Here is a 19,814-nt window from a genome sequence, read left to right on the forward strand (position 1 = left end):
CACTTTTTGTACAAGTGTATGCTTGGCCCCTTAAAATATGAACGAAATATTCTTTTCTATACCAGCAAAAAAGACGCACAAATATGCGTCTAATACGGTGTCCACTCAAGCTGTTTCGCACTTTCAAATCGCTTTTCCACATCGGACCAATTCACAACATTCCACCAATTTTTAATGTACTCATCTTTCCGATTTTGGTATTGCAAATAATATGCATGTTCCCATACATCAAGCACAAGTAACGGTATCGTATCCCACTGTGTGAATAATTGATGAAGGGTACTTTGTAAAATTTCTAATCTTCCCGAACGAGGTACCCACACAAGAATAGCCCAGCCAGATCCTTCTACCTTCGATGCAGCTTCTGTAAAATGCTTTTGAAAACGTAAAAAACCCCCAAAATCTTTCTCGATTTCTCGAGATAATGCACCTCTTGGACTTCCCCCTCCATCTTTTTTCATGTTATTCCAAAATATCGTGTGCAAATAATGACCTGAACCGTGAAAAGCCGCTTCTCTTTCCCAATGCTTGATTAAATCAAACTTATTTGTTTTCCTTGCTTCTTCCATCATTTTTTCTGCTTTATTCAGCCCTTCCACATAACTCCGATGATGTTTATCATGATGTAGCATCATAATCTCTCGAGAAATATATGGTTCCAGCGCATTATATGGATAGGGTAACGGAGGAAGCGTGTGACCCCCAATTGGAACAGATCGCTCAGTATACGTTCTTTCATATAACTCATATTGCTCATTTTCTTGCATAAATACTTCTTGTAAATGATTCTGAATGTGTTCCACATCATCACTTATCTCATACAGGAATTCAGCATCTGTTTCATACTCATTTTCTTTCATACGGTCTAATAGCATTTGAATTTTATAAGCAAGCATATGGACGTCATAAACTTCAGTTGCACGACTATCTAATACGTGAAGAACGCTTTCACACCAATTTTCTACTTCATGAAAATAATCCGTAAATACACCTTGCTGATTCATACGACACCTCCTCTATGCTATCCACTTTAACTATATTCAGCGCCCGCATCGTATATACCGTACAAAACAGCAAAAGAAGCTAGTCTTTCTCTAGCTTCTTTGAGTATTCTCTAATACTTATATAAAACATATACTAGAGCTATTTATCCCTACAATCAAAGACAGTAATTCCCTCATCTTATTATATACATTCATTTTAATTCCCCAACATATAAGTCGCGGCTATGAAAATAAAAAGGAACCCCTACTTACTTTCTCCTTTTGTTCTCACTTCGCATGGGGCTGAAAAAGGATCTAACCATTTCTATCCATGGCCGGATCCCCTCTCACACCTAAAGAAAATGGTTTTATTAATACTTGTGTAACATCTTTGTTTGATAGTCCGTTTCGTAATATTCCAGCTCCTCACGCATTGTTTGAAACTTCCCTTCTAATTCTTGCATTACTTTTTCAATTGAGCTAGGCGGTATTTGTTGAAAAGCAATGGAATTTTTCCCTGTATATGCCGAGCGACTATTTTCATACCACTGATCACTTTTTGGCGAAAAGAATTCAGCAATTACTTGATGATAGATCTTATATAATGTTCTCTCAGCAGCCGTTTTTCGAAATGGTTGACTACTCAATAAAACAAGGCACGCATCCAAGCCTTCTTCACAAAATACAAGGAGTCGTCTTAATGATGATAATAAACCTTCATAATAATGTTTATTCCCTTCTGGTGACTCTTCTAATAAAGAAGGTAATGTATGATAATTAACAAAATCAGTCATTAAAGTAATCACTTCTTCTAAAAATTCAGAAACTTGATGCGTTTGATTTTCAACCATTGAATTAGACATATCCTTTTCTCTCCTTTTCCATTTTACGCTATTTCTACCTTTTTATTTTTATGTAACTCAGCCATTATGTCTTGTACTTTTACCACTGTTTTATCATCAAAATATTTTTGAAAATCTTCTATCCTGTTAATATATACACGCTTTTGCCCACGAAATTCTTTATTTTTAATAAAACAAGCTAGAGCAACAATATCTCGTAAATATATATCTTGTTCTTCTATTTTAAAAACTGGATTTCCTTCAAACGGAGTAATTTCTTGTAAAACTTCTTCAAAATAACGGACATATAATACAGAAAATGTTTTTTCTTGTTCACCCAAAATATAAGTTACTTCGGATCGATTAAAGAAATCTTCTGATGTATTAGGTTGTGCTTTTTCTAGCTCATGGCCTGCGTAACCTACTATAACCATCCGCTTTCCCTCTCTTCCTTATTTCGTTCTATTTTAACTCGGTTTTCTGAATAAATAAAATTTTAATTTATTATTAATTCTTATCAAAAAATCTATAATATTTCTATATTTATATAAAAAATAGTTTTTATATCCTGCAATTTACCTTTTTATTTTTCATGAAGTTTGTCATAATAAGAATATTGTCTCAGTTTTCTTATGCAAGGAGAGTTGTATTTATGTCGTTTTCGTGGAAACGTTTCTTACAAATTGGAAAAATTATTTTCCCATTTGTTGTCTTGACCATTGTATTCTTTCAAGCTCGGAAAGAATTGTCAGGTATTTCATTTCGAGAAGCAATTGAAACAATTAAAAACATTCCGACTGGAGGAGTCTTTTTAGCTATTACGCTCGGTGCGTTTGCTGTTTCAACAATGTTCTTTTATGACTTTGTTATGCTTCGCTATTTAAAAGCAGATGTACCTGTTCAAAAGATTTTCCGTGTTTCTTGGATTGCTAACACCTTAAATGGATTTATCGGTTTTGGTGGACTTGTTGGAGCAGGTATACGGACAATGTTATATCGGCCCCACGTAAAAGAGAATGGTAAACTTATCAAAAGCATCGCTTGGATGACAACTGCTTTTATAAATGGATTATCCCTTCTCTCATTCCTCGGTCTTATAGGAATACTAGATACAAGTTTTATTTTACATGAAAAACCTTGGCTATGGCCTGTCCTCATCTTTTTTGCTCTTTTTGTACCGCTATATATTGGATTTTCCAAAATTAAAAATCGAAAAAAGCAATACATAGAAGGACAAGAAGAAACCAAAGAGAAGAACCCAACCGTTCTATATTCACTTGTTTCATTAGTGGAATGGCTTTCTGCCGGCATCGTCATGTATGTTATTTTAATATTATTTGGAATTGACATCGATTTCCGGAAATTTTTAGGGGTTTATGTTATTGCAGCATTAGCAGGGGTTGTTAGTCTTGTACCCGGTGGTCTTGGTTCCTTTGACCTTGTCTTTTTAACTGGATTAGGACAATACGGTATCGATACAGGCGTATTATTACCTGCCATGTTATTATACCGCCTCGTATACTATATTTTACCATTTTGTCTCGGGTTAATTTTTGCCGCTTTTGAAATGACCGGAGCTGCCCTAAAAAAGATTGAAGATAAACCATTTATTGCACCTGCCTTAGAAACAACAGGTGTCATTTGGACATTACAACGTGATTTTTTAGGAAAGCTAGGTCCATGGGCATCAGCTGCTTTAACAGTCTTTACCGGCCTAATGGTCATCTTATCGACCATTTTACCGACGAGTATAAATCGTTCTCACGCATTACACATTTTAGCTCCAAAACATCTTATTCAATTTTCTTTTAGCTTATCATTAACATTTGGAATTCTGCTCCTTATTCTATCAAGAGGTATTTATTATGGAACAAAACGTTCCTACTATATGACTATTGTTTCTTTAATTGGAGCAGCCATTTTTAATACACTGAAAGGAATCGATATTGAAGAAACCTTTATTTTACTAATCGTGCTAGCCGTATTATATATGCTTCGCAAAAGATTTGTACGTGAAAAAATGGAAATTTCGCTTTCCGATGTAGTAAAAGTATTTATATTTTCACTACTAACATTATACTTGTATAAAAACTTAGGCATCCTATTCGCAGGAGCAAAAGAAGCTTTCAAGCCAGATTTTGTCGTTCGTAATATTACACAAGTAAAGAGAAGTGCACTTGCAGCTGCTTTCTTTGTTCCAACCTTTTTACTCATCGGTTCTCTTATCGCGAATCGCTATCGTAGTGTATTCCCTGAGCAATCAGCAAACGATAAACGTCTGCAAAACTTCTTAGATGAATATGGCGGAAATGTACTAAGTCATTTAGGTTTTTTAGGAGATAAACAATTCTTCTTCAGTAGTGATGGAAAAGCACTTCTTTTATTTTCAACAACAGGAAAACGACTTGTTGTACTCGGCGATCCAATTGGGGATCCGTCTTCTTTTCGTAACGTACTGCAAGAATTTTTAGCTGAAGCGGATCGATTTGGATATATTTGCGTTTTCTATCAAATTGAAAGCAAATGGATGAGTTTATACCATGATTTTGGCTATAACTTCTTTAAACTTGGTGAAGAAGCTGTTGTTGATTTAAATACATTTACTATATCAGGGAAAAAGCGTGCTGGATTACGTGCAACTTTTAACCGTTTTGAACGTGAAGGTTATACCTTTTCCATTCATCAACCACCATTTTCAGACGAGTTATATGAAGAATTTAAAAATGTTTCAGACGCTTGGCTTGGGGGAAAAAAAGAAAAAGGCTTTTCTCTTGGATACTTTGATCGTGAGTATATAAGTCGCGCCCCTATTGCAACTTTATCTGATGCTGAGGGAAAAATCATTGCATTTACAACGTTTATGCCTGTTTACCAAACTGGTGAACTTTCTATCGATTTAATGCGTTATTATCCAGATGCACCTGGTGGGATTATGGATGCAATCTTTATTCATTTATTCCAATGGGCAAAAGAAAATAGTTATCATTCCTTTAACATCGGTATGGCCCCGCTCTCTAATGTTGGTTTATCCACACAGTCCTTTTGGTCTGAGCGCGTCGCTGCAGCAATTTTCAATAACGTTCGTTATACATATAGTTTTAGTGGTTTACGGCATTTTAAAGAAAAATATAAACCGGCGTGGAGTGGAAAATATTTAGCATTCCGGAAAAATCATTCCTTGCCAATTACAATGCTTGCCGTAACAAAATTAATAGGAAAACGAAAAAGCAGCTAGTATCACTAGCTGCTTTTTCGTTTCTGAACTTGGAGTATAAACTCTTTTTCATACTTTTTTCCGTTTATATAAAATGTTCCCCATATTTTATACGTCCCTTCCTCTGGGAATGTAATACGATATTGCAATTGCTCTTCTTCATTTACAGGGACTGCATATAAAAAATGTTCTCGTTTTTCATCGATTATATAAAGCGTCGCTTGTTCTCCAGTATTGGAATTAAATTTCACACTTTCTCCTTTTTTTATTTGCAGCTGAAATGTCAATGTAGCTGCTTCATTTGGATGTAGCGCTCCAAATAAAAGCGACATTTGGTAATCACCAATTTTTTTGGTGAGCACTGTATCTTCTATTAAATTCTTTTGTTTCTTCTCTTTTTCCTCTTCCCCAAAATTCTTCCTAGAAAAGAACTGTTCTGTTTTACCATGATCCTCATATAAGAAAATCGTATATGCTTTATCTTTCGTTTCGCCTGAGGATAGCTTATATGAACCATTTCCAGCAAATGCAGGAGTGATTCGCTGAATTCCCTTTAACTGCTCGTCCACGATAATAGCTCTAATACGATCATTAACTCCACGAATTTCGTTGTTATTTTTATTAAACAGTTGAAATGTAATATCTATTTTTTCATTTCCCTTTCTATTTTTTATATCCCATTTTACCTCTCGAATGTCCCCTGCTGTTTCTGTCGTTCCTTTATACTTCTGGATGTAAAATCCACCAGCCACAATAAATAGTAACGCAATTAGCCCAATGACAAGATTTTTCAAACAATCACCTGCCATACTTTTTTTATAAATTGTAACATAATTCTGACTATTACACCTATAAAAAGAACATCGCTACATCTTCTTTCTACATATGTCCAGTTTGATTTTCCAACATATAAGTAGTTGCTATGAAGAATAAAAGGTGACCGCTACTTATTTTCTCTCTTTGTTTTCACTTGGCATGGGGCAGGAAGAGGGTCTGACCGCTTCTATGCATGGTCGAATGCTCTCTCCTACCTAAAAAGAAAGGGTTTATATCGGTTTTTCAACTTGTTTTTATATATTTCTTTTTTACAAAAACCCGCTATGTAATAAAGTGAAACTTTAATCAGTGGGGGTTTTCTTCATCCCCCACTGATTATTAGCCTTCACCAATCGGGCTTTTACGGGCAGTTGATCCCCCACCCACCTTCCTTGTTTCTCTCTGAATCTTGAGGTGGGGGTCTTACTGCCCGTTAATGCGGGATAAATAACAAACTATTGAAAACGTTGTATTTTGTATATACTACAAATAAGAAAAAGATTTTAATTGGCAGGATTCCTAGTGTATAATGCAGATGATGTTAATTTATATCTATACATAACGAGGAGGATTTTTATGAGCGTTCATATTGAAGCAAAACAAGGTGAAATTGCTGAATCTATTTTACTACCTGGCGATCCACTACGTGCAAAATATATTGCAGAAACATTTTTAGAGGATGTAACTTGCTATAACAATGTACGTGGTATGTTAGGATTCACTGGAACTTATAAAGGAAAACGTGTCTCTGTTCAAGGGACAGGCATGGGTGTTCCTTCTATTTCTATTTATGTTAACGAATTAATCCAAAGCTATGGAGTGAAAAATTTAATTCGCGTAGGTACATGTGGAGCGATTCAAAAAGATGTAAAAGTACGTGACGTAATTATCGCAATGACGGCTTGCACAGACTCTAACATGAACCGTTTAACATTCCCTGGATTTGATTTTGCGCCAGCTGCGAACTTTGATCTTTTAAAGAAAGCATATGATGCAGGAACAGAAAAAGGACTACACATTCGTGTTGGTAATGTATTAACGGCAGATGTATTCTATCGTGAAAGCATGGACATGGTGAAAAAACTTGGTGAATACGGTGTATTAGCTGTAGAAATGGAAACAACTGCTCTTTATACATTAGCAGCGAAGTACGGTGTAAATGCATTATCTGTATTAACAGTAAGTGATCACATCTTTACTGGAGAAGAAACAACATCTGAAGAGCGTCAAACTACATTTAATGAAATGATTGAAATCGCTTTAGACGCGGCAATTCAATCATAATGTACAAAAGAACTTGTCATACGTCTGGCGAGTTCTTTTTTATTGTTTTCTAAATTAAATAATTACTTTATATGACTTTTTATAAAAAACAACTCCAGATAGAAAAAGATTTTCGGTCCCTACTTTCTTTTATCGTTTGTTATAATAAAGAAAATATTTATGCGAATATTCTTTTATGAGGTGAAGAAGTGAAAAAAAGAAGTATTGTCTTTAAACTATTTTTATTAACATCAACATTATTTACTGTTACCTTCCTCCTTTTTTTCATTGGGCAATCATTGTTTTTAGAAACATTTTATATTAATAAGAAGGTTCAAACTGTCCAAACTGCCTTTGAAAAGTTTTTATCAAGTTATGAAAAGAGTGGGGGAACATTTGAGGAAATAAGAAAGCTCAAACAAGAATTTCACGAAAAAACAAACGCTGACGTCGTTTTATTAGATCCAAATGGAATTATAAAAGATGAAAATAATTACTATATTGAGATTGTAGATAAATCAAATAAATCGTATTCCATTCCACTCAACAATATTTTAACAATCGATGAATATACGAAGTTTATGAATTTACAGTTAAAAAGTGATGATTTTATTCAGATAGAAGGAATTTTAAAAAAAGATGTAATTATACCTGTTACGATTACGACTCGTTATAATACATGGCAAAATGATAACATCATGTCTGACTTTAAATTATTCAATATTGATTGGACAAACGCTAAGAAAAATAGATATGCAAAAGACACAAGACTTGGCGACCATACATTTCAAGGGATTGTATCCAAAATACACCTTCCTTCCAAAAACGACCTTCGTCTTGCAAATAATTTAGAGACATTACGAGGAATTCAGCATTGGGAACTATCTGTAATGCTAGGTAAAACAAATTCAAATGAATTGACAACATTTACAATCGGAGAAGAGGAGAATGGAAAAAGTCAAATTTTTGTAAAGCCAGTTATCGAAAAAGGTGAAATTAAAGAATTTGCTTTTACGATGACCTCCTTACAGCCTGTTAATGAAGCAATGCTCGTTTTAAAAGATTATTACGTTTATGCCTTAATTGTCGTATTTCTCGTCATTATTTTATTATCCTTTTATTATTCAAAAATCATTGTTAAACCGCTTATTAAAATGAACCGCGTCACAAAAAAAATGGCTAATTTTGATTTCACCGAAAAGTTACCCGTTTCAGTAGATGACGAAATTGGCGGTTTATCTAGTAGTATTAATACATTATCAGTAAACTTAAAAGATCGAATAGATCGATTAAACGTTGCGAATACAAAATTACAGCAAGATATCGAACGAGAACGCCAATTAGAAAAAACTAGAAAAGAATTTATTTCTGGCGTATCTCATGAATTAAAAACACCACTGAGTGTTATTAGAAGCTTTGCAGAAGGTATTAAAGATGGCGTCAGCAAAGATAACACATACTATACGGATGTTATTTTAGAAGAAACAGAAAACATGAATCGACTCATCGTAGAAATGCTAGAATTAGCAAAACTAGAATCTGGCACGTATAAACTAGAAATGAATACTTTTTCACTTGGTGAACTTGTCCAACAAGTGTATACGAAGCTATTATTTAGTGTGGAAGAAAAACAATTACAAGTAGAAATCGATGCAAATCCCTCTATATATGTTGAAGCAAATCGCAATCGCATTGAGCAAGTTGTTGTGAATTTACTCAGCAATGCAATTCGCTATACACCTGATGGTAAAGAAATTCGTATTCGTGTCATAGAAAATGAAGAAAAAGTAAAAGTGGAAATTGAGAACACCGGTAATCCAATCCCAGAGAAAAGTTTACAAAAAATATGGGATCGCTTCTATCGTCTAGACGCTTCCCGTAGCCGCCATACTGGAGGAACTGGACTTGGTTTATCAATTGTAAAAAACATTTTGGAACTTCACCATGCCAAATATGGTGTATATAACACCAATGATAGTGTCGTCTTTTATTTTGATTTACAAAAAATAAAAGAAGTCAAATAATTTGTCTTAATTTCACGAGGAGTTCACATGAAATTCACACTCTCCCTTTATAGTAGTAAACAAGTTAATCCTTTCCTTTACACATATAAAAGAGGAGAGTGCGTGAAATGAAACAAGTAGGACAACCTATTCAAAACGAAAAACAATTAGAAAAAATCAAAAATATACTTTTACAATCTTCGAAACGCGATGGCTTATTATTCGTATTAGCTGTAAATTCCGGTCTAAAAGTAAGCGAGATTTTACAATTAAAAGTCGGTGATGTCATCGATGAAAACGAAAATGTTCGTCACTCCATTTTATTTTACAATGAAAAAGTAAAAAAACATAAATGGTTCGCTGTAAACGAAGACCTACAACAGGCCATCGAAGATTATGTGAGAGAACGTAAAACATGGGAACGAAATGAACCATTATTAAAATCTCAAAAAGGTACAAAATCTATTACAAGACAGCATGCATGGTATATTTTAAACAAAGCTGCAAAAGAAGTTGGTTTAGAAGGGATTAGCTCACATACACTTCGAAAAACTTGGGGATATTGTGCATATAAATCTGGTGTTGATATTGCATTTTTACAACACTTCTTTGATCATAGTACCCCATCAAAAACTTTAAAATATATTGGTATTGCATAAAAAACAACCATAGTTCTTATACATAAAAAAGGTTACCAGCTTTAAACTTGGTAACCTTTTTTATGTTTCATTTTCTCTTTTCTTGTTTCTCCTATTTTGTAGTGGTACTCTAGTAATAAGGGGGAGAAATTATGAACACACTAACAATTGAATTACCAAAAGAAACAGCAGAAAAACTCGGCTTATTAAAACAAGCGTATCAAAAGAAAACAGGTGCTACAATCTCAGAAAGCACTCTTGTTCAATCACTTATCTCAAGGGAGTTTATTCAAGAAATAACTCCATTTTATTTACAACAATATGTAAATAAAAAAGAACAGCGCTAAGCGCTGTTCTTTTTTATAAACCATACAACTTTAAGCTTTGTTTTAAATACACATTAAGCGTACCAATACTTCTTATATACACCAGGACCATCTATTTCAACTTTTAAACTTTTCGATGCGTTGACGCTCCAAAATGGATTTACTAATAAAGGCCTTCCGATCGCTATTAAGTCTGCACGTTGATTCCTTAATATTTCTTCAGCTTGTTTACCACTTTCAATTAAACCAACAGCTGTCGTCTTACTATTTACTTCATGACGAATTTTATCTACGAAAGGTACTTGATAGCCTGGATACACATTAGGTGCTTCTAACAAAGTCCCTTTGATTACACAATGTCCATTATCGGCGGGAAGTGGAAAATAAAATGTTAAGTTCTCAACTAAGTGAATTAGAATGCAGTGGTATCGTGAAAAGGAAAGAATATCCTCAATCCCTTCAAAAGTTGAATATTCTTTAACCGCAAAAGGAATGACACTAATGCCAATTTTAGCGGCAATGTGTAACTGAGGAATCGTGAATCGATAGGACGGCTCACTTTGAAACGACTGTTAGCAATCGTTTCAATATGTTTAACTTATTTATTCCACTATGTTAGCTTAATAAGAAAAGAAAAAACCTGCATATTTACCATAAAGTTTGATGCATTTTTTTAATAACAATCAAACTTTATTCAAAACCCACATCAGGCTATTTCCACATAAAAATCAAGTTTTTTATTTTATTTTATTTACGAAAAAAACGTTGACAATGATAATGATAACTATTATCATTTATTATGAAGCCAACAATTGATGAATCAACCAAACGCTCAGTAACATTGTTACCCCTCTTTTTCATATAGAAAAACACTGTACATTCCCCCTGTTTGTACAGTGTTTTTCTTTTTTTTGCGTTTATTCAAATAAATTGAGTTGTTCTGGTTTTGGTTCGCCGTATGTAATATGCATCATCTCCATGAGTTGTTTTGCATTATCAGCAGCATCCCCGCCTGAATTATTATTAAATAGTACATATATGTTTTTTGTCTTTTTCTGCAATGTATGTAATCGCTCTGTCCATTCTTCTAGCTCTTGTTTATTATAACGATATAAGCAGCGAACTGCTCGCCAATTTTCTCCTTTATCAAGCCATCCATGAATATTACGACCATGAAAGCGTATCAGTGCCATTTCAGGATGAGTTGCTTCTAATACAAGTGGAACAGAACCAATTCCAGCTTGTGGTTCATCACAAATCGTATGAATCCACTTTTCCTGTTCTAAAAATTGTAATGTCTTATCATGCATATTTGGATTAAACCATGTTTGATTTCGAAACTCTATGGCACACGGTAATCCTTCCATTTTTTCTTTTGTATAACGAAGTAAATCTACATTTTTCTTCTGACAATCAAACCAAGGTGGATATTGAAATAATATCGCCTTTAATTTATTTGCCTCTTGAAGTGGAATAATCGATTGTTTAAATATTTCAAACATCTCATCGAAATTGGAAAATGGAATCTCTCCCTGTATATGTCCCGTCATCCCTTGATACGCTTTAACAACAAATGAAAAATCTTTTGGTGTTTCTCCGGCCCATTTCATATAATTCCGAACTGGTTGCATCGCATAAAACGAACTATCTACTTCAACAATAGGAAAATACTCACTATATGTTCGCAATTTATTTCTATTTTCATAGGAATCCATATATAAAGAATCGTGATCTCCCCATCCTGTTAATCCAATAGAAATCACCCTTATCCCTCCTTATCCTATTTTTATCAATCAGTACACACCTAATTAACAAAGTTTCAATCTTCTTCAAGAGCATCCTTATAAAAATATGATATACTAGATGGAAGAATTTTTAAATTGAGGAGTTATTTATTTATGATTCAAGAGGATACTACTTTATCTCATGAAAATCAAATAAAAGAATTAGAAAAGAAAGTACAGTTTTATGAACAGTTGGTGAACCAATTACCACATCATTTTACATACGAAAATTCACAACTAGGTTTACAATTACATAAAAAAGGGACTTCTCATTACATTAATCGCATACCAAAAGAAGATATAGAATCAAACTTTGTACTAACTTGCGATTCCTTATTTCTATTTGAGCAACTTGAAAAACACTTTGTTCATATTTTTGATGCATTTTCGCATCATGTCACCTTTATTGACAATAAAGGCATCATTACATTATGCAATCAATCTGCAGCAGATGATTTGGGAATATCACGAAACGATATAATTGGTCAACCAATTCAAAAGCTATTAAACTTACCTGAAGAAAAAATTAAAGCTTTAGAAACATTAAGGAGCGGAAAAGAGATTTACAACGAAGAGGTGTTAGATACAAATTATGGTATTTCTGACAATCGAATTATCCGTGACTATAATGGAGAAATCTTCCGTGTGATTAGTGTCTTTCATTATTTAAATACCGAACGTGATGCCGAAAAACTTGCATTAGCGGGTCGAATTGCAGCTGGAATTGCACATGAAGTTCGTAATCCACTTACAACAGTACGCGGTTATTTACAATTTTTACAAGAAAGTGTTTCACCTTCTAATAAAGAGCTTTTTCAAAATTTACTCATTCCTGAATTAGATCGTGCCAATAGTATCATCACTAAATTTTTATCTATTTCAAAAGCACACGAATTTAAAAGAGAACCATTTCCCATTAATACTTTTTTACGTGAATATATCCAACAGCTACTAGCTAGTGAAGTATTTTTGCATAACATTTCTATTGAATATAATTTATCCTCCGATTTAGAAGACATATTAGTGAATATTGATCGACATGAGCTCGTTCAAGTTTTCCTAAACTTATTTCAAAATGCTGTGGATGCAAAAAGTGATAAATCTTTGTCCATTCAAATCACTAGTCATCGTTTGGATAATTTTGCTCGCATTACTTTCCAAGACAATGGAACTGGTATTCCTCCAGCGATTCAAGACTATATATTTGATCCATTCTTCTCTACAAAAGATGCAGGAACTGGACTCGGATTATCAGTAACAAGAAAAATCATTCAAAATCACAATGGAACTTTAAAAGTTTCTAGTAATGAAAATGGAACAACATTTATCATCTCAATTCCATTAGCACAAAAAGGGGCGGGCTTATAGCATATCCCTAAAAATAATCAGTGGGGATGAAGCCCCACTGATATAATTAAATAAATATATTGAAAATATACGATTTATAAACTTTCAGCACACGTCCTTAGTTCTCCGCCAATCCATTCCCCTAATCAATATGTATTATCTATTCCTTTTCCTCTTTCATGAGAAATGCCACAAAGCTTAATTCGTTCGATGTCTATTCCTGTTTCTTTTTTCACTTTTCTAACTGCTGTCTCTTCCTCCATTCCAAATCTAACACACATACACAGTAAGAAATAACTAGATGCTATTCATCTCATCTTAAATATTTGATTTCCTTCTTTACGTTTCTTTACTTCAAATTTACTCTAGCTTAACGCTTATTTTGTATGATAGATAAAGAAGACAATGATATGAAAGAGGGATGAAAATGAAAGTCTTATTGTCAATACGCTTTTGGATTTCCCTTATGTCATGTATATTTTTATGCTCAGCATTCTTTTTAACTTTAGAATATACTGCTACATCAAAAGCAGCAGAAAACAGCAATATAGCTCCATATGAGCTACTATATGCAAAACAAAATACAGTCCCTCTATCCTCTTCCTCATCTAAAGAAAAAAAAGTTATCAAAGGAATGATTATTACAGAAGCTGCTTCCCATCATGACCTGAATCAGATTGCTAAAAAAATTAAAGAACAATATAAAAATCAGAAAATCGATGAAATCACATTATCCATTCACAATAAAAATATTGGAAAATACGAAGAAGACCTACCTTATGAGCCAATTAGCAAAGGAACAATTTCCATTATTTACACTTCACAATCCCATTCCAACGTAATCATTCGCCTCAATGAACAGTAATACACTTGCTAAAAATTTTTTCACTTCATATAAAAAAGAGACGAATATAATCATTCGTCTCTTTTTATTTTTACAAAAATGGAATCCACTCTTTTACTTTATCAATCCATTCTTTTTGTTGTTCTCTTCTCTGTTTTTCTTCTTCTTGACGCTTTTTCTCTTCTTCTTTTCTTCTCTTTTCTTCTTCAATTGTCTTTAATTGTTTCGAATAGTCAGCTTCTGATATAAGCGATAATTGAAATGCTTTTTGACTAGGGTTTTCATCAGCTTTTTTCATAATATCTCGAAACATTGTCGTTGTAATTTGACTACCACCTGGCACATAATGCTCACTGTCTGTTTTATCATATCCTATCCAAATAGCCCCCACTAAATCCGGTGTATAGCCAACAAACCAAGAATCTTTCGCTCCGCTGCTTGGACCATCCACAAGCTGAGTGGTTCCCGTTTTTCCAGCAGTATCAATATTTTTCACCTTTGCTTTTTCACCCGTTCCTTTTTCAACAACACCCTTTAATAAGTACGTCATTTTTTGAGCAACTTTCTCACTCGTTACACGGGTTTCTTTTTTATACCATTTCCCAACTGTTTCTCCCTCAGCATTCTGTATTTCCCGGATTGCATGCCCTTCAACTTGTACACCATCGTTAGCAAAAGTAGCGTAAGCTTGAGCCATTACAAATGGAGAAGTTCCAGTATGCATTCCCCCTAAAGCAATAGGAAGAGTACGGTCTTCTGCTTGTAGTGGGATACCAAAACGCTCTAATGACTTCAAACCTTTTTCCAATCCAATTTGTTCTAACAACCAAACAGCTGGTACATTATAGGACTTAGCAATCGCTTCATACATTGTAACATCACCATGAAAAGCATGATCACTATTTTGGGGCGCATAATCTTTTATATTAAGCGGCTCATCTTTTAAAACATCATATACTTCATATCCTTGTTCTAATGCTGGTACATATACGGCAAAAGGCTTTAGGGTTGAACCAGGTTGCCTTTTTAATTGCGTTGCATGGTTAAATTGCAAAAATTGATACGTCCCCCTCCCGCCGACTAGTGCGGGTACACCACCAGTTTTCGGGTCCATCAAAACAACGCCCGTTTGCATAGGCTGATCAGCGTTACTCCCTTGGAAATAATTATCATTATTCACAACATCTTCTACTGCTTGTTGTTTTTTCGGATCAAGCTCTGTATAAATACGATATCCACCAGCTAAAATTTCATTTTGCGTCAATTCATATTTCTCCATTGCCTCACGTACAATATAATCCACATACTGCGAATATTTTCCTTTATACTTATCATCAACACCTCGTCGTAATGCAAGGCCTGTCTCTTGCTCTTTCTTGTATTGATTTTCTGTAATATACCCTTGCTCTTTCATTAGTGCTAAAACAACATTCCGTCTTTCAATTGACTTATTAAAATTTTTATATGGTGAATAGGTTGACGGTGCCTTAATTAATCCTGCTATTGTCGCAGCTTCTGCTATTGTTAAATCTTTTACTTCTTTATCGAAATATGATTTCGCTGCTTTTTTTATCCCCCAAGCTCCTTCACCAAAATAAATTTGATTCATATACATTTCAATAATTTCATCTTTTGTATACGTACGCTCTATCTTCTTCGTCAAAAAATACTCTTTAAACTTACGTGAAAATGTACGTTCTTGTGTTAAAAATACATTTTTCGCAAGCTGTTGTGTAATTGTACTGCCACCAGCAACTACTTCTCCCGCCGTAATATTTTTTAATATGGCACTCATAATCCCACTATAGTCAATACCATGATGGCTAAAAAACTCTTTGTCCTCTACTGCTACAACCGCTTGAATCATAATATCGGGAATATCTTTTCTTTTAATACCTTCCGCCTTGGAAGAAGATAGCTTTGCTGCCACTTCTTTATTGGCATCGTAAATAAGTGTTGGCTGCGGAACAGCCTGTTTTAATGCAGATATGTCTTGAATGGAGATCATTATATTTACCGCAATAAATAGGGTAACGAAAAAACCGCCAAAAATTAATAATATATTGCGCAATTTCTTCCTCTTGTTGAACCACTCAAGCATTTTTTTGAAATGAGTGTTGTTCAATTTCATTTATTCACTTCCTTCATTTATTTACACTTTCATCAGGAAAAGGAAGAAACTCCCTCCTTTTAAATTTATTATAATAACGTAATAGTTCTTCAAGTGTAAAGTATTTCTTTCTCATTCATACTTTTTGCAAGAAAAGGACATTCTACAAGTAAGATATTCATTAGTCGTTATTAATATTATTAATGCATCAATATGTATTATGTTAAGTTTTTGTAAACTTTTCGATAAAATGTTTTAAAAACCGACAGTTTTTTGTTAGAATTGACTAGCCAATATATTTTACATATATTACTTTTCGTGGGGGTAACAATAATGGTATTTAAATCTAAAAAAGATAAATTTTCTGAAATGTTAATGAATGTTTCTGAAAATTTAAAAGAAGGCGCGCAATTTTTCGTGGAGTATAAAATTAAAAATGCTAGCGATTTAAAAGAATTTTCTATGCGCATGAAAGAATATGAGTCAAAAGGTGACTCATTTATTCACGAAATCATTATGGAGCTAAACAAAGCGTTTATTACTCCTATTGAACGTGAAGACATCCTGCAACTTGCAATGAGCATGGATGATGTACTAGACGGATTAGACCACAGTGCAGGTTTATTCGAAATGTATTCTATTACAGAGGCAGATGAATACATGATTAAATTTGTGGAGGCAATTAATCAATGTGCGATTGAAATTGCAAACTCCGTTGAACTTATGTCGAATAAGAAATTAGTGGACATTCGCACAAATGCAATTAAAATTAAGGATTACGAATCACAGTGTGATGATATTCGTCGTCACGCCATTAAACATTTATTCTCTCGTGAAAAAGATCCGATCAAGATCATTCAATTCAAAGAAATTTATGAAGAGCTAGAAGAAGTTGCTGATAGCTGTCAAAGCGTTGCAAACGTATTAGAAACAATTATTATGAAGAACGCATAAGGAGTTTGATCATGGATACAGTCTTGATTTTAACTGTTTTAATAGTCATTTGTGCTTTAGCTTTCGACTTTATTAATGGATTCCATGACACAGCGAACGCCATTGCGACAGCTGTTTCTACCAAAGCTTTAAAGCCACGACAAGCCATTATCATGGCAGCTATTATGAACTTTTTAGGTGCAATGACATTTACAGGTGTAGCAAAAACAATTACAAAAGACATTGTTGATCCTTTTGCTTTAGAACATGGATCATATGTTATTTTAGCCGCTCTGCTTGCTGCAATTGTTTGGAACTTAATTACTTGGTACTATGGAATCCCAAGTAGTTCTTCGCATGCAATTATTGGTGCAATCGCAGGTGCTGCAATTGCTGCTGCTGGTCTAAGTGCAATTAATTTCAAAGGATTTATTAAAATTATTGAAGCTTTAATTATTTCACCAATCGTTGCATTTGTTATTGGTTTTATCGTGTATAGTATTTTTAAAGTTGTCTTTAAAAACTTTAATTTAACGAAAACGAATCAAAACTTCCGTTTATTCCAAGTGTTTACCGCAGCACTACAAGCTTATACACATGGTACAAACGATGCTCAAAAAGCAATGGGTATTATTACAATGGCATTAATGACAAATGGCCTTCATAATTCTGGAGATATTCCTTTATGGGTTCAATTCTCATGTGCTCTTGCAATGGGTCTTGGTACTTCTGTCGGTGGATGGAAAATTATTAAAACTGTTGGGGGACAAATTATGAAAATTCGTCCTGTAAACGGTGTAGCTGCTGATTTATCATCATCTCTTGTCATTTTCGGAGCAACATTTATTCATTTACCAGTTAGTACAACGCACGTTATCTCTTCTTCTATTTTAGGGGTAGGTGCTTCACATCGTGTAAAAGGTGTAAAATGGGGAACTGCAAAGCGCATGTTAATTACATGGGTGATTACACTTCCAATTTCAGCTTCATTAGCTGCTCTATTCTATTGCCTATTACATTTAATTTTCTAATCAAAAGTCGTCTTCCTTATTTTTCTAGGAAGACGACTTTTTTGTGAACAATCTTATTTCTTTTCAAAAAGTGTGTATAATGAATGTTGGATTAGTTATACAGAGGAGTTGGCAATTTTGGAATATATCATGTTACTTTTCATTGGATTAATCGCAGGAACAGTCGGAAGCCTAGTAGGGCTTGGCGGAGGAATTATCATCGTCCCTTTACTAATTGGACTGCATAGTTTATCACCACAACTCGCAGTTGGAACATCAATTGTGACCGTAGTTTTCACTGGTCTCTCCTCTACTCTTACTTATATGAAACATAAGCGAGTAGATTATAAAAGTGGACTTATTTTATTTATAGGGAGCGGTCCTGGAGGGATTATTGGATCGTGGGCAAACAAATTTTTGAATCAGGATTCTTTCTCTTTATACTTTGGAATTTTCCTTATTTTTGTATCTATCCTTCTCTTGTTACGTGATAAATTGAAACCTCTTTCCCTCTCAGATGCAACTGTTATTAAACGTTCTTTCACGGATTCTGAAGGTAAAACCGTTTATTATCAATTCCCACCGTTTCTTTCGATTATTATCGCATTTGTAGTTGGTTTCATATCTGGATTATTTGGAATTGGTGGCGGTGTATTGCTCGTTCCAGCAATGATGCTTCTTTTTGCATTTCCTGCACAAATTGCTGTTGCAACTTCAATGTTTATTGTCTTTTTATCAGCAATTGTAAGTTCTTTGACTCATATTTCTCTTGGCAATGTAAGCTGGATTTATGCATTGATTCTTATTCCAGGTGCTTGGATTGGCGGAAAAATCGGAGCTTACATTAATACAAAATTAAGCGGTAATGCGATTATCAATTTATTGCGTATCACATTACTTATTCTTGGAACTAAACTGATTATCAGTTCTTTCCTCTAACGCGTTCTTTTTAGAATGCGTTTTTTCATACGCAGGAATACAAAAACATCCCTAAAATAAAACATAATACTGTACACACACACAACAACATCAAATTTGAAATATATAATTTGTCCATGGTGATCACACTCCTATAGCTGGGCTGTTACCTCTATGATAGCGAAAAAAAGGACACTTTGCCTTTACAATATGCTAACAATGCAAAATCAATTATTACAAATTTTATCTATTTATTACATAAATTCGTATAATCAATCGATTCAACAAAAAAAGATGTCATATTGACATCTTTTAGTGAAGGAGTGACCACCCCATAAAATCTTCATGTACTTGACGTGCTCGTTTATCATTTCTATCATACAATTCAGCGTAGCTATCCGTTTCTTCGTCATAAGCCATTGTATAAATAATTTGACCATCTATTTCAACTGATAGAACGACTCCACCTTTCATCTCTTCCACATGTATGACAGCATTAGCTGGAATTTTCATATCAGTCATTTTCGCATCTAACAATATACTAAACCCCCTACAGCGTATTCATTGCTAGTACTATTACACACTAAATAGTATACTACTGTAATAGCATACGTTTCGTCAATAAAATTGCTGTTTATAACAATATAAGTGCAAATTGAAACACTGACATAAAACCTTTCTTTGTAAGTGAGAGAGATCATCCGGCTATGCATAGAAGCAATCAGCCCCTCTTCCTGTCCCTATACCAAGTGAAAGCAAAGAGAAAAACGAGTGCGGTCACAT

At 34.0% G+C, this 19,814-nt stretch carries 18 protein-coding genes and 1 pseudogene; 11 read left to right on the forward strand and 8 right to left on the reverse strand.

What is annotated here, in order from left to right; translation table 11 throughout:
• Positions 1-89: 89 nt before the first annotated feature.
• The 3 genes from MHH45_RS08915 to MHH45_RS08925 form a co-directional block, all read right to left on the reverse strand.
• A complete protein-coding gene (locus MHH45_RS08915) occupies positions 90-1,004 on the reverse strand; it encodes a superoxide dismutase (protein WP_003206588.1) in 915 nt (304 codons plus the stop codon).
• Between the two features lie 350 nt (positions 1,005-1,354).
• Positions 1,355-1,846: a DUF3907 family protein gene (locus MHH45_RS08920; RefSeq protein ID WP_016114056.1), complete on the reverse strand. Its 492-nt coding sequence runs from the start codon at positions 1,844-1,846 to the stop codon at positions 1,355-1,357.
• Positions 1,847-1,869: 23 nt separating this feature from the next.
• Positions 1,870-2,259: a hypothetical protein gene (locus MHH45_RS08925; protein WP_016114055.1), complete on the reverse strand. Its 390-nt coding sequence runs from the start codon at positions 2,257-2,259 to the stop codon at positions 1,870-1,872.
• Positions 2,260-2,477: 218 nt separating this feature from the next.
• On the opposite strand from MHH45_RS08925, the gene mprF reads away from it, so the two are divergent.
• Entirely contained in the window at positions 2,478-5,060 is a 2,583-nt protein-coding gene (mprF, locus tag MHH45_RS08930) for a bifunctional lysylphosphatidylglycerol flippase/synthetase MprF (protein WP_016132639.1), read from the forward strand.
• Between the two features lie 5 nt (positions 5,061-5,065).
• On the opposite strand, the gene MHH45_RS08935 is transcribed toward mprF, so the two are convergent.
• Positions 5,066-5,848, reverse strand: a complete 783-nt coding sequence (locus MHH45_RS08935; protein ID WP_140386056.1) for a hypothetical protein — start codon at positions 5,846-5,848, stop codon at positions 5,066-5,068.
• Positions 5,849-6,431: 583 nt separating this feature from the next.
• On the opposite strand from MHH45_RS08935, the gene deoD reads away from it, so the two are divergent.
• From deoD to MHH45_RS08955, 4 genes are all read left to right on the forward strand, one after another.
• Complete coding sequence (gene deoD / locus MHH45_RS08940; protein WP_016114052.1) at positions 6,432-7,139, forward strand: purine-nucleoside phosphorylase; 708 nt, start codon at positions 6,432-6,434, stop codon at positions 7,137-7,139.
• Between the two features lie 188 nt (positions 7,140-7,327).
• Entirely contained in the window at positions 7,328-9,142 is a 1,815-nt protein-coding gene (locus tag MHH45_RS08945; protein WP_016132638.1) for a sensor histidine kinase, read from the forward strand.
• Between the two features lie 107 nt (positions 9,143-9,249).
• Entirely contained in the window at positions 9,250-9,780 is a 531-nt protein-coding gene (locus tag MHH45_RS08950) for a tyrosine-type recombinase/integrase (protein WP_016114050.1), read from the forward strand.
• A gap of 131 nt (positions 9,781-9,911) precedes the next feature.
• On the forward strand, positions 9,912-10,106 hold the full coding sequence (locus tag MHH45_RS08955; protein ID WP_088094149.1) for a DUF3924 family protein: 195 nt from the start codon (positions 9,912-9,914) through the stop codon (positions 10,104-10,106).
• Positions 10,107-10,159: 53 nt separating this feature from the next.
• Here MHH45_RS08955 and MHH45_RS08960 read toward each other — a convergent pair whose 3' ends face one another.
• Positions 10,160-10,405, reverse strand: a complete 246-nt coding sequence (locus MHH45_RS08960) for an oxidoreductase (protein ID WP_016114048.1) — start codon at positions 10,403-10,405, stop codon at positions 10,160-10,162.
• 36 nt (positions 10,406-10,441) lie between these two features.
• Between MHH45_RS08960 and MHH45_RS08965 the strand changes: the two are divergent.
• A pseudogene (locus tag MHH45_RS08965) lies at positions 10,442-10,616 on the forward strand (winged helix-turn-helix transcriptional regulator).
• 386 nt (positions 10,617-11,002) lie between these two features.
• Here MHH45_RS08965 and MHH45_RS08970 read toward each other — a convergent pair.
• A complete protein-coding gene (locus tag MHH45_RS08970; RefSeq protein ID WP_016114047.1) occupies positions 11,003-11,848 on the reverse strand; it encodes a DUF72 domain-containing protein in 846 nt (281 codons plus the stop codon).
• Positions 11,849-11,983: 135 nt separating this feature from the next.
• On the opposite strand from MHH45_RS08970, the gene MHH45_RS08975 reads away from it, so the two are divergent.
• The gene (locus tag MHH45_RS08975; RefSeq protein WP_016114046.1) at positions 11,984-13,237 is read left to right on the forward strand and encodes an ATP-binding protein; all 1,254 of its coding nucleotides are present in this window, start codon (positions 11,984-11,986) and stop codon (positions 13,235-13,237) included.
• Positions 13,238-13,643: 406 nt separating this feature from the next.
• Positions 13,644-14,081: a hypothetical protein gene (locus MHH45_RS08980; RefSeq protein ID WP_016114045.1), complete on the forward strand. Its 438-nt coding sequence runs from the start codon at positions 13,644-13,646 to the stop codon at positions 14,079-14,081.
• A gap of 70 nt (positions 14,082-14,151) precedes the next feature.
• On the opposite strand, the gene MHH45_RS08985 is transcribed toward MHH45_RS08980, so the two are convergent.
• The gene (locus tag MHH45_RS08985) at positions 14,152-16,191 is read right to left on the reverse strand and encodes a transglycosylase domain-containing protein (protein WP_016114044.1); all 2,040 of its coding nucleotides are present in this window, start codon (positions 16,189-16,191) and stop codon (positions 14,152-14,154) included.
• A gap of 312 nt (positions 16,192-16,503) precedes the next feature.
• Here MHH45_RS08985 and MHH45_RS08990 point away from each other — a divergent pair, with 312 nt between their 5' ends.
• The 3 genes from MHH45_RS08990 to MHH45_RS09000 all read left to right on the forward strand — a co-directional run bounded on the left by MHH45_RS08990 (position 16,504) and on the right by MHH45_RS09000 (position 19,052).
• Complete coding sequence (locus MHH45_RS08990; RefSeq protein ID WP_000231447.1) at positions 16,504-17,124, forward strand: DUF47 domain-containing protein; 621 nt, start codon at positions 16,504-16,506, stop codon at positions 17,122-17,124.
• Positions 17,125-17,135: 11 nt separating this feature from the next.
• Positions 17,136-18,134 (forward strand): inorganic phosphate transporter, encoded by a 999-nt coding sequence (locus tag MHH45_RS08995; RefSeq protein ID WP_003196261.1) that lies wholly within the window; start codon positions 17,136-17,138, stop codon positions 18,132-18,134.
• Between the two features lie 117 nt (positions 18,135-18,251).
• On the forward strand, positions 18,252-19,052 hold the full coding sequence (locus MHH45_RS09000; protein WP_016114043.1) for a sulfite exporter TauE/SafE family protein: 801 nt from the start codon (positions 18,252-18,254) through the stop codon (positions 19,050-19,052).
• A 291-nt stretch (positions 19,053-19,343) separates the two neighbouring features.
• Here MHH45_RS09000 and MHH45_RS09005 read toward each other — a convergent pair whose 3' ends face one another.
• Entirely contained in the window at positions 19,344-19,568 is a 225-nt protein-coding gene (locus MHH45_RS09005; protein ID WP_003196257.1) for a hypothetical protein, read from the reverse strand.
• Positions 19,569-19,814: the final 246 nt, after the last annotated feature.

The sequence above is a fragment of the Bacillus sp. FSL K6-0042 genome (assembly GCF_038006685.1).
Taxonomy (GTDB): domain Bacteria; phylum Bacillota; class Bacilli; order Bacillales; family Bacillaceae_G; genus Bacillus_A; species Bacillus_A pseudomycoides.

Coding starts and splice junctions, on each gene's coding strand:
- MHH45_RS08915 (WP_003206588.1), bottom strand. CDS start 1,004: ATGAATCAGCAAGGTGTATTTACGGATTATTTTCATGAAGTAGAAAAT.
- MHH45_RS08920 (WP_016114056.1), bottom strand. CDS start 1,846: ATGTCTAATTCAATGGTTGAAAATCAAACGCATCAAGTTTCTGAATTT.
- MHH45_RS08925 (WP_016114055.1), bottom strand. CDS start 2,259: ATGGTTATAGTAGGTTACGCAGGCCATGAGCTAGAAAAAGCACAACCT.
- mprF (WP_016132639.1), top strand. CDS start 2,478: ATGTCGTTTTCGTGGAAACGTTTCTTACAAATTGGAAAAATTATTTTC.
- MHH45_RS08935 (WP_140386056.1), bottom strand. CDS start 5,848: ATGGCAGGTGATTGTTTGAAAAATCTTGTCATTGGGCTAATTGCGTTA.
- deoD (WP_016114052.1), top strand. CDS start 6,432: ATGAGCGTTCATATTGAAGCAAAACAAGGTGAAATTGCTGAATCTATT.
- MHH45_RS08950 (WP_016114050.1), top strand. CDS start 9,250: ATGAAACAAGTAGGACAACCTATTCAAAACGAAAAACAATTAGAAAAA.
- MHH45_RS08955 (WP_088094149.1), top strand. CDS start 9,912: ATGAACACACTAACAATTGAATTACCAAAAGAAACAGCAGAAAAACTC.
- MHH45_RS08975 (WP_016114046.1), top strand. CDS start 11,984: ATGATTCAAGAGGATACTACTTTATCTCATGAAAATCAAATAAAAGAA.
- MHH45_RS08980 (WP_016114045.1), top strand. CDS start 13,644: ATGAAAGTCTTATTGTCAATACGCTTTTGGATTTCCCTTATGTCATGT.
- MHH45_RS08985 (WP_016114044.1), bottom strand. CDS start 16,191: ATGAAATTGAACAACACTCATTTCAAAAAAATGCTTGAGTGGTTCAAC.
- MHH45_RS08990 (WP_000231447.1), top strand. CDS start 16,504: ATGGTATTTAAATCTAAAAAAGATAAATTTTCTGAAATGTTAATGAAT.
- MHH45_RS08995 (WP_003196261.1), top strand. CDS start 17,136: ATGGATACAGTCTTGATTTTAACTGTTTTAATAGTCATTTGTGCTTTA.